Here is a 16,883-nt window from a genome sequence, read left to right on the forward strand (position 1 = left end):
CTCCAACAATGGATCATGGGTTTACCCAGCTATATCAAGGGTTACCTACCTAATTTGAGCTGCGAAAGTTGAGTAAATAACAAAAAAAATGGATAGAGTTCAGACATGCTCTGAAACCTCTATCCATTTTTATTTCGTCAATAAAATGTCTAACATTGTATTCAATCACTTATTTTTATTGGCTGTTTTGAACTTTCTCTAACTTTTAATAAAATCAAACGAGACAAGAGGTCTTTCCCTTCTTGCACAGCTGCTGAAAAATCCGGGGAATCGCTTACACCCAGCCTCGTGCTTCCATCGCTTGCGTAATGCGCAATAGAGCAATCATATAAGCTCCCGTGCGCAGATCAACTCCATATTGCTCAGACAGATTGCGAACAGCCTTATATGCATCTACCATCGTTGTCTGCAGTTTGTCGTTTACTTCTGCTTCGGACCAATAGTGATTCATCAGGTTCTGTACCCACTCGAAATACGAGACAGTCACGCCGCCTGCATTGGCCAAAATATCCGGAATGACGACGATGCCTTTCTCTCGCAGGATCGCGTCAGCATCAGGCGTAGTTGGGCCATTGGCAGCCTCTGCAATGACACGTGCGCGAATACGATCAGCATTCGCTCCGGTAATGACGTTTTCCAAGGCAGCAGGAATCAGGATATCGACATCCAGCTCCAAAAGCTCTTCATTGGAGATCTGCTTGCCTGCCGCGTACTCCAAAATCGAAGAAGTATCCTTCAATTGTCCTACCTGATCGACGTCCAGACCTGCTGGATTGTAAATTCCGCCGCGTGAATCGCTCACCGCGACAATGACAAAACCCAGCTCTGCCAGCAATTTGGCAGAAATTCGTCCAGCGTTTCCAAAGCCTTGGATCGCTACAGTCGTTTCCTCTGGCTTGCGTCCTGCTTCTTTCATGGCTTCCAGAATCGTGAATACACATCCGCGTGCCGTCGCTTCGCTACGACCTTTGGACCCGCCGATAATCAGTGGTTTTCCGGTAATCACGCCTGGAGAATAAGAACCCTTCAAACGACTGAATGTATCCATCATCCAGCCCATAATTTGTGGAGTGGTGTAGACATCTGGCGCCGGAATGTCCTTCTCAGGTCCTACAATATCCGCGATCGCCTCCATGAATCCACGGCTTACGCGCTCCAGCTCGCCTTTGCTAAAGTCATGGGGATCACAGATGACTCCGCCTTTTCCACCGCCGTACGGCAATCCAACAACCCCACATTTAAAAGACATCCACATGGAGAGTGCTTTGACTTCATCGAGAGTAACATCCGGGTGAAAACGAATTCCACCCTTGGTAGGGCCAATCGCATCGTTGTGCTGGGAGCGATAGCCTTCAAAAACACGCACACTTCCGTCATCCATTTTGACGGGGAAGCTGACACACAGCACCCGCTTGGGATGCTTCATAATTTCTACCGCGTGGCTGGGCAAGCCCAACAGGGAAGCGGCAGCATCAATTTGTTTTTGGACGATTTGAAATGGATTCAGGTCTTCTTTTCCTACGATTTCTCTCTCTGTAGCATGCATGCTTTCACTCTCCACCCTTCTTTGACTCTCTCTTTTTTTGCCTTGTAAAATATTCCATATTACCTCTGTAAAGAAATAAAGAAAAAGATAGAAACGTCAATAATTATAAACGAAGTTTGAGCATCAAACAATTAATTATTCAATATTTCTAAAAATTAATTTATTTCCAAATTGCATCTGATTGATGATCAGCCACGTTTCTTCGAAAAAAACCGAGTTGAGTGTAACGTTATTTTTGTATGTTTATGCATTTGCATGCAAAAATAATCACTTTCTCGACCACGTTTTTTGACTGTGATCGGAAAGTGATTATCCTTTACTTCTGCAAATATTCCTTCATCAGCTTGGTCTTGGTCGTCCACACCAGCTCGCTGATGTGCATGCGGTAATGCTCGGGATTCAGCATACGCAGGTATTCGGGCCAGAACAATGACAGCTGCTCCCGGTGGTAGGCGCGAATTTCTTCCAGGGTAGGCATGTTGTAGACGAGCTCGCCATCTACAAAAACAGGCACCAGCAGCGGCTCAGCCTGATAATTGGTGATCTTCTTGTTCAGATACGGATGGCTAGGATTGATCAGCTCGATCGGCTCCCCTTTTGCCACCTGCTGCTCTTCTGGATAGCACAAATAGTCAGCGATGGCTTTGCCCGTACCCGGATCGATCAGCCGATACATTTCCTTGATCCCCGGTGTCGTCACTTTTTCCGGATTACCCGAGATTTTGATCGTCGGCAAGTAGCTGCCGTCCTCTCCTTCTCTGGCTACCAGCTTGTAGACGCCTCCAAGAGTAGGCTGATCGGCCGCTGTAATCAGCTGTGTACCTACCCCCCAGCTATCAATACGGGCGCCCTGTACCTTGAGGTTCAATATCGTGTGCTCATCCAGATCGTTGGAGGCGACGATTTTCACATCCTCCAGCCCGGCTTTATCCAGCATCTCGCGTGTCTTGATCGACAAATAGGCGAGGTCGCCGCTGTCCAGCCTTACAGCAGCCAGCTTTTTCCCTTGCTGCTGCAATCGCTTGCCCAGCTCGATCGCATGGGGCACGCCGCTGTTCAACGTATCATAGGTGTCCACCAAGAGAGTCACCTGTCCTGGCAGCGCATCCGCGAAGCGTTGGAACGCTTCCTCCTCACTCTCATGGCTCTGCACCCAGGAGTGGGCATGTGTCCCTTTTGCCGGTATTCCAAACATTTTTCCAGCCAGCATATTGGAGGTCGCATCAAAGCCAGCCAAGTAAGCGGCACGGGTTCCCCACAGCGCAGCATCCGCTTCTTGTGCCCGACGTGTTCCAAATTCCATCAGAACGTCGTTGCCGGCAATCTGCTTGATCCGTGAAGCCTTCGTGGCGATCAGGGTCTGATAGTTCATGTAATTGAGCAAAGCCGTCTCAACCAGCTGGGCCTCCAGCATCCTGCCCTCGACACGAATCAACGGCTCGTTGGGAAACACCAGCGCCCCTTCCTTGACGGAGTAAAGGGAACCGCTAAAACGAAAATTTCGCAGCTCATCCAGGAACGCGGGGTCGTAATTCTCCTCCTGCTCGCTCAGATAAGCCAGGTCGCTGTCCTCAAAGCGCAGATTTTTGATATAGGCGACGATGCGCTCCAGTCCAGCATATACGGCATAGCCATTTCCAAAGGGGAGCTTGCGAAAAAAAGCTTCAAAGACGGCCTTTTTGTTGTGCGTGCCATTGATCCAATGCGCGTACATCATATTGATCTGATATTTATCCGTGTGCAAGACCACGCCAGATGATTGCATGTCGATTTAAGCCTCCTAAATCTTCCTTTCCATTATCATACCAGAACCACTCGCAAGTGTCTTATTCACAACTTCTCTCCTGTGTTATAGTAAGGAAATCAACGTTTCAGAAGAACTGTAGGACGAGGATGATGGTGATGACAAATCAAAAGCTGGTTTATCTGAGTAAAGGAATACCTCAGGACAAAATCTATAACGGAAGCGAATTCCGTTCTGGCATCTGGAAAACACAAGCTGATGAGTTAATCGTCCATTCCGGACAAATCGAAGAGGATCAGGTGGCAAACCCTCAGTACCACGGTGGACCGGACCGCGTGGTGTGTCTGTATCCCTTTGAACATTATGCCCAGTGGGAGAAAGAATTTGGACAGCCTTTGTCAAATTCTGCTTTTGGAGAAAATTTGACCGTAACGGGCATGCGGGAAGACCAGGTGTGCATCGGAGACATCTACCAGATCGGAGAGGCCGTACTCCAAATTTCGCAAGGGCGGTATCCTTGCGCGACTATCAACAAGCGAAATGGAAATAACTTACTATTAAAAAGGATCGTGGAGACAGGCTACACCGGATATTTTTTTCGCGTCCTGCAGCCAGGTAGAATCACGGCAACATCCGCGATCACGCAGCTATCTGCCCACCCCGCACACATTACGATGGCTTCTATTCACCACCTGTACTTCCATGACAAGCATCCTTCACAGGAAACGATGCAGCGCATGATTGAAGTAGCTGAGCTTGCCGAGCCTTGGCGTAAAAAGCTGCTCGAAAAGCTGCAATCGCAAGGAAAGGAATCAGTTGATGCGAATTAACAAGTTTATCAGCGAGACCGGCATTTGCTCAAGGCGCGAAGCCGACAAGTGGATTGAGAGCAAACGAGTGACCATCAACGGTGTAGTGGCCGAATTGGGAAGTGCCGTCGTCGTTGGCGATGATGTGCGTGTGGATGGCAAGCCCATTGGCTCCAAAAAAGAAGCGGTCTACATCGCTTTGAACAAGCCTGTTGGCATCACCTGTACGACAGAGCTGCATGTCAAAGGGAACATCGTTGAGTTTGTGAACCATCCTGAACGCATCTTTCCGATTGGTCGCCTGGACAAGGACTCTCAGGGCCTGATCCTCTTGACCAATGATGGCGATATCGTCAATAAAATCCTGCGGGCCGAAAACAATCACGAGAAAGAATACATCGTAACGGTCGACAAACCGATCACTCCTCAATTCCTGCAAGGAATGGCCGGAGGTGTCCGCATCCTGGGTACCATGACCAACCCTTGCACCGTAAGAAAAATAAGTGATCGCGTCTTTCAGATCGTCCTGACCCAGGGACTGAACCGCCAGATCAGACGGATGTGCTCTACCTTCGGCTATCAGGTTCGCAAGCTGGAACGCATTCGGATCATGAACATTACGCTGGGAAGCCTGAAAATCGGCCATTGGCGCAATCTCACCGCAAAAGAGCTGAGTGAGTTGAACAAAAATCTGTAAAAGAATACCATTTCCCGACTGCCGGAACGGTATGTAAAAGCCTTGTAAAATTTACCCTTTCCGGTACAGGTTGATGAAGAAATCCAGTAAGATAAAAGACAGGATGAAGCCATGTCGCCTCGATCCTGTCTTTTTTCTCTGTCATTCCCTTGCCTGACTGTCTATTTGTCAGATCATGTGCAACCTTTTCCCGGGAAATCGACACGAGCATTCGTATGGTTTTAGCATTTGTCTAAAAATGTTTACCGTTAATGTAGTAGCTTTCCTTTTGGTAGGCGAAAAACGCGACCTCCACTTCCGGAACACCCAAGGAGAGGACATGCTTGGTTACGGCTTGTGCAAATTGATCCCGCGTCTCTTGACCACGTTCAAACCAAGCTACTTCAACAAAGGGATAGGAATCGACGATCTTGCCGTCAAAGACGCCAGTCGTTTGCAAGCATTCAATGGTAAAATTATCGGTCCCGCACTGGCAAATCGCTGCCAATTCTTCCGTTAAGGGCTGGCTGATTGCCGCCATTTGTTCTGCCTTGACTCCTCGAACCAACAGGTGTGGCATCTTCATTTCTCCTTTTGTCATCATCTTCATCTGCTTTTCATCATCTTACCTTTCCCGGACACGTTTGGGTAGAACGTCTTGGCAGGAAAGGGTACCTATTTCGCTTCATTTGTATTAAAGTGGATGGGGACAACTTTAGGTTAAATCAATCTAGCTTATCATCAGAAAGGTGAGTATCCATGGATCTTTGGGAAATCTTCGTGGCATTCGTGTTGGGCCTTGTAGAGGGACTTACCGAATTTGCCCCTGTTTCGTCTACGGGACATATGATTATTGTCGATGATACACTTCTTCATTCCAAGGAATTATTTTCGCAGCCTGTTGCGAATACGTTCAAGGTCGTCATCCAGCTCGGATCCATCATTGCAGCTGTGATCATATTCAAGGATCGCTTTTTGAATATGTTCGGTCTGAAAAAGCTTCCTTCTGACAGCGGCCGTACTGGACAAAAATTGCGTTTGTCCCAAGTCATTGTCGGTCTTCTTCCAGCAGGGGTATTGGGTGTACTATTTAACGACTATATTGATGAATATCTCTTTTCCGTCCATACCGTAGTAATAGGGCTGGTCGTCGGTGCGTTGCTGATGATCGCGGCTGACCTGTTCCGCCCCGCCAAGCCTAAAGCTGTATCGGTAGACCAGATCACACACAAGCAAGCCCTGATCATTGGTTTGTTTCAATGTATTGCCCTCTGGCCAGGCTTTTCCCGCTCGGGCTCCACGATCTCTGGCGGTGTTTTGCTGGGATTAAATCACCGTGCTGCATCTGACTTTACCTTTATCATGGCAGTTCCCATCATGGCGGGTGCCAGCTTTTTGTCACTCTTGAAAAATTGGCAGTATATTACGATGGATGCCCTTCCGTTTTTTATCGTCGGTTTTATCAGCGCGTTTCTATTCGCTTGGCTGGCTATTCGCTTTTTCTTGCATCTGATCAACCGCATCAAGCTGATCCCGTTCGCCCTGTATCGCATTGCGCTGGCTGCACTGATTTACTTTGTCGTTTTGTAGGACGGTGGACGCCCCTTCATGAAAGGCTTTGCTTGATGACTTCTTTTTCGATATGATTACCGTTATGAGTAATGTGTTGTTCGGGGGGCTTGTCCTTGTTATCGTCATCCTACCAAAAACGTCGTTTGACGTCTGTCCAGATCATCGTGTTTTTCTACGTCGGATTGATTCTTCTTTCCACCATTCTTCTATACACACCCATATTCCATAATCCCGGTGTGTCGATCTCGTTTATCGATGCGATGTTTACATCGACCAGCGCAATCAGCGTTACAGGACTTACAGTCGTTGCCGTGCACGAGATTTTCAACCAATGGGGCCTTCTCTATCTGACCTTGCTGTTTCAAGTAGGCGGGATCGGCATTATGACCTTGGGTACTTTCTTCTGGCTGTTAATGGGGCAAAAAATTGGCCTGGAGCAGCGCATCTGGATTGCGACTGACCACAATCGTTCTACGTTGGCCGGATTGGTCAGCCTGATGCGAAACATCCTGGTGCTGGCTCTCTTGATTGAACTGGTAGGGACGATTCTCTTGGGGACCCACTTTTTACTGAGCGGCTATCATCATGATTGGTATACAGCCTATTTTCATGGTTTTTTTGCCTCCATCAGCGCCTTCACCAACGCCGGCTTTGACCTGTACGGCAATTCCATGCAGAGCTTTGCCCACGACTACATCTATCAGGCAATTATCATGCTTCTGATCGTGTGTGGCGCGATCGGCTTTCCCGTATTGGTGGAAATCCGTACGTATCTGGCCTATCGTCGAGCGAAAATGCGCTTCACCTTCTCGCTGTTCACCAAGGTGACGACGCTCACGTTCTTTTCGCTGGTTGTCTTGGGAGCTGTGCTCATTTTCCTGTTTGAGCGAAATGGAATTCTGCAAGGGATGAAATGGCATGAAACGCTGTTCTACTCCCTATTTCACTCGATTTCGTCCAGAAGCGGTGGGCTCTCAACAATCGATATCAGCCTGTTCACGACTCCTACACTGCTCATGCTGGCCAGCCTGATGTTTATTGGCGCCTCCCCCAGCAGCGTAGGCGGAGGGATCCGGACGACGACCTTTTTTGTACTCGTCGCAACTGTCATTACGCACATGCGCGGCTTCAAAGACGTGAAGGTCTTTGGCCGGGAGCTCGTGGAAGACGACATCATACGCTCGTTTATCGTCTTTTTTGTCGCGATCTTCCTGGTATTCTCGGCAGTCATCCTGCTCGTCTGGCTGGAGGATCTCCCCTTCCAGCACGTCTTGTTTGAGGTATGCTCCGCTTTCGGTACGACAGGCTTGTCTTCTGGCATCACATCCGCGATGGGCGTACCTGGCAAGCTGATCCTGATCCTGATGATGGTCATCGGGCGGATCGGGATTATCAACCTGCTGCTCTTCCTCAAGCGCAACGACCGAATTGTTCGTTACCACCATCCTAAAGAGCGTCTCATTATCGGGCAGTAAGCTTGTTCTCGAGTGATGGCGTGAATGAACAAAAAGAGGCTTCCCATTGGGATAGCCTCTTTTCTTTCGTTCTGCCTTATACTTGGATTTCCTTCGTTTGATTCAGGACAGCATGCCCCTCCGCAGCTTTCTGTCCCTTCCCCTTTCCAGAACGCAGTGGAATTTCCTTCAGGAACAGCGCTAGAACCACAGCGAAAGCTGCGACGATTGCGCCTGTCAAAAAGGTCGTGGTGATGCCGTAGCTCATCGCCTCACGAATCACATCCAGCATGTGTGTAAACAAGGCTTGTGACTCTGGCGGTAGGCTCTGGAGTGCTGCCTCGATTTTCGGTTGATCCAGCAGGTTTTGCGGGTTTGAAAAAAGAGCCAGCTTTTCAGCCAGGGCAGGGTCGGCTGAGGCTGATGCTGTACCTTGCCCCATCGTCCCGGACAATTGAGTCATTTTCGTTGTCATGCTCGCACTCATCACGCTTCCCATCACGGCAATACCGATCGTTCCCCCGAGATTGCGGAAAAGCTGCGAGGTAGCGGTTGCCACCCCTAGTTGCTGAGGAGCAACGGCATTTTGAACCGTCAGAGAGAAGACTGGCATCGCAATCCCCATACCCAAGCCCAGTAGGATCATGTACAGAACGAGCTCATAGATAGGTGTGGACGGTTCCATGAAGTACATCAGGACCATGCCGACCGTCATCACCAGCAAGCCACCGACTGCCATCTTTTTATACTTTCCTGTCTTGGTAATGATTTGTCCGGACAATGCGGAAGTGACCAGCATTGCGATGGACATCGGCATCGCCACATACCCTGCCATCGTCGGAGAAATCCCTTTTACCCCTTGCACAAAGAACGGCACGTAAATGATCGCGCCCATCATTCCCGCATTGAGAAAAAAGCCGACCAGGTTGGATACGGTAAAGATACTGTTCTTAAACAAGTTCAACGGCAAGACTGGCGTTTTTACCTTCGTCTCTACCCAGAGGAAGAGCAGCAGGGAGAGGACGCTGACGGCAAGCAAGCCAATGATTTGCCAGGAATCCCAAGCGTATTTGTTTGCCCCTTCTCCCGCCCATGAAAAAGCGAGGAGCATGGGCACGATGGTCGTCGTCAACAAGGCCGAACCCCAATAATCGACCGATTCCCCTTCGCGCTTTTCCACCTGCGGGAAATGAATCAGGATCAACAAAAAGGCAAGCACACCAATCGGCAGGAAGATCCAGAACACCCAGTGCCAATCCAGATGATCAACGATATATCCGCCCAGCAGAGGACCAGCCACACTGGAAACCCCGAAGACGGCGCTCATGACCCCAGTCCATTTAGCGCGTTCGCGAGGCTCGTAGAGATCCCCCATGGCGGTGAAGGCTGTCGACATAATAATCCCGGCACCCGCACCTTGAATCGCCCGATACGCGATCAACTGAAAAATATCCGCAGAAAAGCCGGATAGCAGGGCACCTAGACTAAATAATCCAATACCTGTCAGGATAAACGGTTTCCTCCCGTAAATATCGGAAAGCTTTCCGACTAAGATCGAAGCAACAGTCGACGTCAGCAAGTAGATCGTAATGGCCCACGAATAGTAATCCATTCCACCTAGCTTCGCAATGATACGTGGCATCGCAACCCCGATGATGGTCTGATTGATTGCAGAAAAAAACATCGAGGTTATGATCGCGATCATAATCGTGATTTTCCGTTTTTCCGTAAGATTTGTCATTCCTTCTCCCCTCTTCGTTGCTCAATATTCTTTAGCAATTGGGTATAAATCCGAGTCAGATGCTGAAGATCCTCATCAGACAATCCAACAAAAAATTCTTCGACAGTTCGCTTGAGCTCCGCTCTGTATTTCAGCAAAATCTCGTGCCCTTGATCGGTAATTTCCAAATAGACCACTCTGCGATCTGCAGTATCTCGCTTTCTGTCTGCATACCCACAAGCAATCAGCTTGTCAGCGAGACTGGTGACCGCTCCTGGGGTGATATCCAAACGCTCCGCAATGGCGGATACCTTTTGAGGTCCATGCGCGTGAAGGATTCGCAAGATCAAGGCTTGAGATCCCGAAATGAGTGTGTCCAAGCGTTTGTGCCACTCGGCCGATACTCTCCTTTGTATCTGAATGTATAGATCTTCAAGCTCAGTAAGCTTGCCTGGATTAGACATCGTGAATCCTCCTATTTTAGAAACCAAATAATATACCCAATAAATATTTTACCTACTAAAGTAATATCGAGTATAAACAAATTCTTTTGCTAAGTCAAATCTTATTTCCAATCTCGGTTCGTCCTGATTTTGACACAATATTCTCTTATCAACCTACAATTTTCGCTAAATAGCATATTTTCGTTTGACATTACTAAACATAAAGAAATATTCTTACATGTAAGAAAGAGATCAATAGGGGGAAATCATCATGAAAAAAGCACTTGCCTGTGCCACGGGTCTCGCCTTGCTGTTCGGGATCTTGACCGGGTGCTCCACCTCTCAGGGCACTGCACAACCTAATGAAAATTCTCAATCAGGAGCAGCGGCCGAAGCCAAGCCAATGGTCTTGCATTGGAGTATCAATAGCGAACCACCGTCTCTCGATCCGGGGATTGCTGTCGATGCCGATTCTTTCGATATGATCTATGCCGCTTTTGAAGGCTTGACCAGCTATGACCTCAATGGAGAGCTGACGAATGCCACCGCCGAAAGCTTTACCGCCTCTCCTGATTTCACGAAGTATACGTTTAAAATCCGCCCAGATGCCAAATGGAGCAATGGCGATCCGGTTACCGCCCACGATTTCGTGTACGCGATCAAACGCAATCTGGATCCCAAAACAGCCTCCGAGTACGCCTATCAGCTTTATTACATTAAAGGAGGAGAGGAGTACAACACTGGAAAAGGCAGCGCGGATGATGTCGGTGTCAAAGCCTTGGATGACCATACCGTAGAGTTTACGCTGAAATCACCTACGCCGTTTTTCCGTGAATTGACCTTCTTCCCGACCCTGTTTCCTCTGCACCAAAAAACCGTTGAGTCCAATCCTCAATGGGCTGCTGAAGCAGCTACAATTGTAGGTAATGGACCCTTCATCATGGAAGAGTGGGAACATAAGGTCAAAATTGCCTTCGTTAAAAACGACAACTATTGGGACAAGGAGAACGTCAAGCTGGATCGCCTGGAAATCTCCATGATCGATGACAACAATACCGCGTTCTCCATGTTTGAAAACGGCGACTTTGACTGGGGCGGCTATCCTGCTTCGACACTGCCTCCTGATGTCATTCCTTCTTTGAAGGATGCGGGAACCCTGATGGTAGCCAGCAATCCAGGAACTCAATCTGTCGTCTTCAATACGACGAAGCCTCCTTTTAACAACAAAAAAATCAGACAAGCTTTTTCCTACTCTATCGATCGCCAGGCGATTATTGACAACATCCTGCAGACAGGAGTTCCCGCCGCATACGGCTGGGTACCGTCGTCGATGGGCCTGAAACCGGAGGGCTTTTTCAAGGAAGATCCGCAGAAAGCCAAGCAGTTGCTCGAAGAAGGGATGAAAGAGCTGGGGCTGACCACATTCCCAAGTGTTACGTATACCTTTGACACCACGGACATGAACAAAAAACTGGCGGAAGCCCTGCAAGACCAATGGAAGCAAACTCTGGGTGTAGACGTGAAGCTGTACACAGCGGAACTGAAGGTATACCGGGATATGCGCTCTCAGGCCAACTTTGACATGATTCGCTTCCAGTGGGGAGCCGACTTCAATGATCCGATCAACTTCCTGGAGATGTTCCGCGACAAAACGGGTGGTAACAACCATCCAGACTGGGAAAATCCGAAATTCAAGGAATTGATCGACCAAAGCTACTCCGAGCCGGATCTGGAAAAACGCAAGCAAATCCTGCTCGAAGCTGAGACAATCCTCATGGAAGAAATGCCGCTTGCGCCGATCAATTTCCGTGGAAACCCTTATGTAAAAAATGACAAGGTGAAAGATTTCGTGATCTTCCCGCTTGGCGGCGCGTACTTCAAGTATGCATCCGTAGCTGAATAGGTATGCCAAAACAACAGGCTGCACAGCTGAAGACGAACCGTCTTCCGTGCAGCCTGTTTTCTATCCTATTCTTATTGTCTCAACTGTTTGCCCAGCATGTTCCACAGCCACATGAGGACAATAGCCCCTATCGCCCCTGCGAAGACATTGAAGCCAGCCAGCATCCACAGCCAGTCGCCAAGAATCAGATCGCCCAGCCAGCTCCCTAAAAGCGCTACAATCAGCGAAGCCAGCCAGCCATTCCCTCCTGCCTTTCCAGTCATGAGCATGTTCATTCCCCACCAAACGAGCAGACCGACCAAACCACCAATAATCCAATACATGAGGACATTCCACCTTTCCAATGATGGCAACGCTTACAGAACTGCGATTTTCTTGAATTCTGTTTTGTTAGCATCATATTGAAAGGAGAGAAAAATGGTCACGGACATCTGCCCGCTTGGGTCCAAAAAAAGCGACAGCTCCTCCCTGTATGGAAGACTCTGTCGCTCTCCTTTTATAGCCTTTTTCCTACTTAATTCGTATATAGCTCTGGACGTCTGTTCGCTACGCTCGGTAGTTTGCCGCGCACGCGCTGGATGCGGTCCAGATCCAGCTCGGCTACCAGCAAGGTCTCTTCTTCACCTGCGCTCGCTACGATTACGCCCATCGGGTCCACAATCATGCTGCGCCCTGCAAAAATATTCCCCACTTGATCCGCTGCACAGACAAACATCGTATTTTCGATAGCTCTCGTCCGAACCAACGTCTCCCAATGATCTTCCTTCATCGGTCCAGCTACCCAGCCAGCCGGTACGAACAGCAGATCCGCTCCTTGCAAGGCAAACTGTCTAGCGATTTCCGGAAAGCGAACCTCGTAGCACACGATGAGTCCGATCTTGCCGAATTCGGTCTCGATGATTTCATAGGGAGTGTTCCCAGCGGCGATGTAGTCCGATTCCATATAGGAAAACGCATCATAGAGGTGGGTTTTGCGATAAGCCTTGATGAGCTCTCCAGAACGATTGAAAAACACAGTCGTATTATAGGCTCGATCCTGATCCCCTTCAATGCTTTCGTACACCCCGCAGACGACATAGATGCCTTGCTCACGTGCAGCTTGAGCCAATCCGCTTACAAATGGGCCATCCAGCGGTTCTGCTACTTCGGAAGGGCGCACACCAGACTTTGGCGTAGCCGCCGCGCTGTACATCTCGGGAAAAATGACAAAATCCGCCCCGGCTGCTTTTGCTTTTCCTACGTATTCAACCGCTTTTTGCAGGTTTTGTGTCTTATCTAAAGTGGAAGTAAGTTGTGCAATCGCTACTTTCATCTTTTCTCCGCCTTTCTTGGCTGTTTCATAAAAAGGGTCGTATGAATGTAGGTATTATTATACCTGATTTTTGATCTGAATGATGGGATTTGCATAGAGAATTATCGGCACAATTACAAAAATCGCCACAATATAGTCGCGCACGATTTAAGGGAATATTTTACTATGTAGGTGTCAGTTTTCCTTTTTAATTACCTAATAATCGACAGCAGAAAAAAGATCAAGAGTACATCACCTATATGGCCTATCACGATGAAGCCTGGCATGAACAGGGATCGGCGTTTCCGTAACTTGTCGACGCGTCAATTTTTCCAGCAAAATCTGGTCGATACCATCAAGAAGATTCTCGATGAGACTGCATTATCGGCGGAATATCTGGAGCTGGAAATCACGGAAAGCATGACGATCAATGAAAGTCACGCCATTGAAATCCTACAAAGCATCAAACAGCTGGGGGTCAAAATCGCGGTCGATGACTCCGGTACGGGATACTCTTCCCTGTAGCCATTATCTCGGTTTCGATTGCCCAACAGCTGCAAATTGAAGACATACAGGAACGGACGATTTCCTACAGCAATACGCTTCATATTGTCAGTTCGTATTCGTAACATCCTCACAAACCAAAAAAAGAGTCAAGATGTTCACCGCAGCGAACACTTGACACTTTTTATTTGAACCAGCCTTTTTCTTTAATGCGCATGATCGCTTCAATCCGGTTGCTCACATCCAGCTTGTCGAGAATGACGGAAATGTAGTTGCGCACCGTTCCCGTCGTGAGATACAGCTCGCTGGCGATCTCTTTGGTGTTCTTGCCATCTGCCATCAGCAGCAGCACTTCCTTCTCCCGCTCAGTCAATGGATTTTCCTGCCCGTAAGCCTCATCCACCAGCTCCGGAGCGTAGATGCGCCTTCCAGCGATGATGCTGCGAATCGAGCTGGCCAGCTCCTCACTGGGACTGTCTTTGAGCAGATAACCATGCGCCCCCGCCTTCAAAGCACGCTCGAAATACCCCGGACGTGCAAAGGTAGTCAAGATCATGACCTTGCACCCAGAGCCCTTGAGCTCTTCCGCTGCATCCAAGCCGCTTTTCACAGGCATCTCAATATCCATGATGCAGATGTCTGGCTTATGGAGCATCACCAGCTTCACGGCATCTTCCCCGTTGCTCGCTTTCCCGACAACCTGCATATCATCCTCCAGATCGAGCAGGGATGCCAGAGCCCCCAGCAGCATCCGCTGATCCTCCGCAATGACGATCCGTATCATCTCCCTGCCTCCTTCTCTGGTCTTTTGAGGACGTTTGGTACCCTGATCACGATGGTCGTCCCTTCATCGGTGAAAATTTCCATGCTCCCGTTCACGAATTCCAGACGTTCCTGCATCCCTCGCAAGCCGTTTCCTTTCACGTAAGCGGACTCGGTAGCCAAGCCTATGCCATTGTCTTTCACACAGACGACCAGCTCTGTACGTGATGGCTGAATCCGGATCTGGCAGCTGGTCGCATTGCTGTGCTTTACGATGTTGGTCACTGCTTCCTTCAGACACATGCTTACGACGTTCTCCGTGATCAACGAGATGTTCGTCAGGTTAGGCTCACCTTCCAGCGTGAGTTCAATCTGCGCTGCGTTAAAGATCTGCTTGATCCGAAAGAACTCATCCTCCAGCCTCGTCCCCCTCATTTCTGTGACCATTTCCCGTACCTCTTTTAGCGCGATCCTAGCCGTTTGACGTATTTCCTTTAACTCGGTTTGGGCCTGCGCCGGATTCTTGCTGATCAGCTTGGTTGCCAGGTCGCTTTTGAGTCCGATCAAGGATAGCTTTTGCCCCAGTGTATCGTGCAAATCACGGGCAATCCTCTGCCTTTCCTCCAGCTTGACAAGCTCCGATATCTTCTTGTTCGCGTCCTGCAGCTGTCCTTCCAGCTGTTCATGCTTGTTGCGGTTATAGGTGGTGACAGGTAGCAAGATCACAGCGATCAAACTGACGAGAACGAACGGCAATTGTGTAATGATATCCGGGTTTCTCAAGATAAAGCCCAGGTTGATCGTCACGATGGTACCGACCAGATGAATCGTATACAGTGTGATGAAGCCTGCTTTATTTTGAATATTCCCGATAAAAAAAGCGAGAAACAACGAGAAGTACACGTAGCCGAAATACACGGTCATCGTAATCGAGATGACAATTTGAAGACTGGTCCACACGTAGACCTGCCAGCCTTTTGTCAGCAAAGAAAACACATAGCAGACAAAGAAACCAAGAATCATGGAGATTCCAAATGCCACCTCGTACGTGGAAGACGACCGAAAGATAAAGTAGAAAGGCAATATAAAGAATACAACCCACACATAGGGATTCAGCCCGGTACCTTTGTGAAAAATTTGAAACCACTTCTGCATCCGCTTCCACCTTTTCCGATAAAACCTCTCGGGCATTGAAAGTCCCAATAACGTAAGTGTATACGAATCAGTCCGGTTGTGCAGGCTTATTTTCCTTCCAATCAAGAGCTTTTTCGTGTCTGCGGCTTTTCCGCTAGCGCCACTTGACTGGCTCTGGGCTTCCAATCGCGAAAACTGACAAACGTTTTGTTCTGTTCATCCCATAGTCGAAATTGAAGAGACTTCAAACTGGATTTCAACGTAATGGTAGTAGCTTGCTGCAATGGCGGAGTCGAATGATGCGCTTTCTCCAGATTGTAGTTCGGAACTTTTGGACTCAGATGGTGTACATGATGAAAACCGATGTTCCCGGTGATCCATTGCAAAGGCTTCGGCAATTGATAGTAGGAGCTTCCTTCCACTGCAGCCTTGACGTAGCTCCACTCTTCTTCATTCTCAAAGTAGGAATCCTCGAACTGATGCTGTACATAAAACAACCATATTCCAAACAGTCCGGACAAATAGAAGATTGGTCCCTGAATCAGGAGGAATGTTTCCCAGCCCACAGCCCAGCACATGACAAGGTAATAGGCAATCAACAGAACATTGGTCAAATACGTATTGAGACGCTCTCTGTTTTTAGCTCCCTTGCGATTGAAACGGTACTGAAACAAAAAGACATAGATCGGTCCCAGTCCAAACATCACAATAGGGTGGCGGTAAATGCGATAGGCTATTTGAAGCCAAAATGGAGCTGATTCATATTCGTTTACAGTCATAATCCAGATATCGCCCACTCCGCGTTTATCCAGATTGCTGCTGGTGGCATGATGGATCGCATGGGCGTTTTTCCATTGCTCATACGGAACGTGGGTCAGGACACCTGTAATCGTGCCCAGTATATCGTTGGCCAATCGGTTGTTGAAGAACGATTGATGGCAGCAGTCGTGAAAAAGAATAAATGTCCGGATCATAAAACCACTTGCGACGATGAGGATCGGCAGCGTAAGCCAGTAAGATACGGATAGGCTATGATACGCTGCGTACCAGAGCAGCACGTAGGGAACCAGTGTATTGAATATCTGTCTGATGCTTGCTTTGGTATCTGTTCGCTCAAAAGGAGCAATCTTTTTTTTCAATTGCGCAATGTTGGATTGATGCATGACATATCTCCTCTTCGCTTAGACGTCTTAAGAAGTCAACTAACGCCAGCCACAGTCTCTTTACCTTTATTGTAAAAAGGAATGCCCGTCTGATGTAGTCATAAACGTCAAGAGAAGGATATGACAAATGTCATATAGACAGAAAATATTTTCAATACAAAA

General features: G+C 48.4%; 16 protein-coding genes. 6 read left to right on the plus strand and 10 right to left on the minus strand.

Features of this window, described 5'->3' with window-relative positions:
- Positions 1 to 274 precede the first annotated feature (274 nt).
- Together JZI27_RS18570 and JZI27_RS18575 are read right to left on the minus strand one after the other, a co-directional pair.
- The gene (locus JZI27_RS18570; RefSeq protein ID WP_122909125.1) at positions 275 to 1,546 is read right to left on the minus strand and encodes a Glu/Leu/Phe/Val family dehydrogenase; all 1,272 of its coding nucleotides are present in this window, start codon (positions 1,544 to 1,546) and stop codon (positions 275 to 277) included.
- Between the two features lie 316 nt (positions 1,547 to 1,862).
- On the minus strand, positions 1,863 to 3,311 hold the full coding sequence (locus tag JZI27_RS18575; RefSeq protein WP_122909124.1) for a nicotinate phosphoribosyltransferase: 1,449 nt from the start codon (positions 3,309 to 3,311) through the stop codon (positions 1,863 to 1,865).
- 137 nt (positions 3,312 to 3,448) lie between these two features.
- On the opposite strand from JZI27_RS18575, the gene JZI27_RS18580 reads away from it, so the two are divergent.
- Both JZI27_RS18580 and rluF read left to right on the plus strand, forming a co-directional pair.
- Positions 3,449 to 4,120, plus strand: a complete 672-nt coding sequence (locus JZI27_RS18580) for an MOSC domain-containing protein (RefSeq protein ID WP_280208640.1) — start codon at positions 3,449 to 3,451, stop codon at positions 4,118 to 4,120.
- The gene (gene rluF / locus JZI27_RS18585; protein ID WP_280208699.1) at positions 4,110 to 4,796 is read left to right on the plus strand and encodes a 23S rRNA pseudouridine(2604) synthase RluF; all 687 of its coding nucleotides are present in this window, start codon (positions 4,110 to 4,112) and stop codon (positions 4,794 to 4,796) included. The genes JZI27_RS18580 and rluF overlap by 11 nt, the downstream gene beginning before the upstream one ends.
- 232 nt (positions 4,797 to 5,028) lie before the next feature.
- Here rluF and JZI27_RS18590 read toward each other — a convergent pair whose 3' ends face one another.
- Positions 5,029 to 5,355, minus strand: a complete 327-nt coding sequence (locus JZI27_RS18590) for a DUF1904 family protein (RefSeq protein ID WP_280208641.1) — start codon at positions 5,353 to 5,355, stop codon at positions 5,029 to 5,031.
- 179 nt (positions 5,356 to 5,534) lie between these two features.
- Here JZI27_RS18590 and JZI27_RS18595 point away from each other — a divergent pair, with 179 nt between their 5' ends.
- Positions 5,535 to 6,365 carry an undecaprenyl-diphosphate phosphatase gene (locus JZI27_RS18595; protein WP_280208642.1) on the plus strand — a complete coding sequence of 277 codons (831 nt, stop codon included), beginning with the start codon at positions 5,535 to 5,537 and terminating at the stop codon, positions 6,363 to 6,365.
- Positions 6,366 to 6,460: 95 nt separating this feature from the next.
- On the plus strand, positions 6,461 to 7,822 hold the full coding sequence (locus JZI27_RS18600; protein ID WP_122909119.1) for a TrkH family potassium uptake protein: 1,362 nt from the start codon (positions 6,461 to 6,463) through the stop codon (positions 7,820 to 7,822).
- 76 nt (positions 7,823 to 7,898) lie between these two features.
- On the opposite strand, the gene JZI27_RS18605 is transcribed toward JZI27_RS18600, so the two are convergent.
- Positions 7,899 to 9,542 carry an MDR family MFS transporter gene (locus tag JZI27_RS18605; protein ID WP_280208644.1) on the minus strand — a complete coding sequence of 548 codons (1,644 nt, stop codon included), beginning with the start codon at positions 9,540 to 9,542 and terminating at the stop codon, positions 7,899 to 7,901.
- Complete coding sequence (locus JZI27_RS18610; protein WP_251245384.1) at positions 9,539 to 9,985, minus strand: MarR family winged helix-turn-helix transcriptional regulator; 447 nt, start codon at positions 9,983 to 9,985, stop codon at positions 9,539 to 9,541. Before JZI27_RS18610 ends, JZI27_RS18605 begins: the two co-directional genes overlap by 4 nt.
- Before the next feature lie 250 nt (positions 9,986 to 10,235).
- Here JZI27_RS18610 and JZI27_RS18615 point away from each other — a divergent pair, with 250 nt between their 5' ends.
- The gene (locus JZI27_RS18615; protein WP_280208663.1) at positions 10,236 to 11,867 is read left to right on the plus strand and encodes a peptide ABC transporter substrate-binding protein; all 1,632 of its coding nucleotides are present in this window, start codon (positions 10,236 to 10,238) and stop codon (positions 11,865 to 11,867) included.
- Positions 11,868 to 11,938: 71 nt separating this feature from the next.
- On the opposite strand, the gene JZI27_RS18620 is transcribed toward JZI27_RS18615, so the two are convergent.
- Positions 11,939 to 12,190, minus strand: coding sequence for a hypothetical protein (locus JZI27_RS18620; RefSeq protein ID WP_122909116.1), 252 nt, complete (start codon positions 12,188 to 12,190; stop codon positions 11,939 to 11,941).
- A gap of 191 nt (positions 12,191 to 12,381) precedes the next feature.
- Positions 12,382 to 13,179 (minus strand): carbon-nitrogen hydrolase family protein, encoded by a 798-nt coding sequence (locus JZI27_RS18625; protein WP_122909115.1) that lies wholly within the window; start codon positions 13,177 to 13,179, stop codon positions 12,382 to 12,384.
- A gap of 264 nt (positions 13,180 to 13,443) precedes the next feature.
- Between JZI27_RS18625 and JZI27_RS18630 the strand changes: the two genes are divergently transcribed.
- Entirely contained in the window at positions 13,444 to 13,683 is a 240-nt protein-coding gene (locus JZI27_RS18630) for an EAL domain-containing protein (RefSeq protein ID WP_348521372.1), read from the plus strand.
- A 163-nt stretch (positions 13,684 to 13,846) separates the two neighbouring features.
- On the opposite strand, the gene JZI27_RS18635 is transcribed toward JZI27_RS18630, so the two are convergent.
- The 3 genes from JZI27_RS18635 to desA form a co-directional block, all read right to left on the minus strand.
- Complete coding sequence (locus tag JZI27_RS18635; protein WP_122909113.1) at positions 13,847 to 14,446, minus strand: response regulator transcription factor; 600 nt, start codon at positions 14,444 to 14,446, stop codon at positions 13,847 to 13,849.
- The gene (locus JZI27_RS18640; protein ID WP_122909112.1) at positions 14,443 to 15,579 is read right to left on the minus strand and encodes a sensor histidine kinase; all 1,137 of its coding nucleotides are present in this window, start codon (positions 15,577 to 15,579) and stop codon (positions 14,443 to 14,445) included. The genes JZI27_RS18635 and JZI27_RS18640 overlap by 4 nt, the downstream gene beginning before the upstream one ends.
- Positions 15,580 to 15,680: 101 nt before the next feature.
- Positions 15,681 to 16,721 carry a Delta(5) desaturase DesA gene (desA, locus tag JZI27_RS18645; protein WP_280208666.1) on the minus strand — a complete coding sequence of 347 codons (1,041 nt, stop codon included), beginning with the start codon at positions 16,719 to 16,721 and terminating at the stop codon, positions 15,681 to 15,683.
- Between the last annotated feature and the right edge of the window lie 162 nt (positions 16,722 to 16,883).

The organism is Brevibacillus sp. AY1 (assembly GCF_029870785.1).
Taxonomy (GTDB): domain Bacteria; phylum Bacillota; class Bacilli; order Brevibacillales; family Brevibacillaceae; genus Brevibacillus; species Brevibacillus invocatus.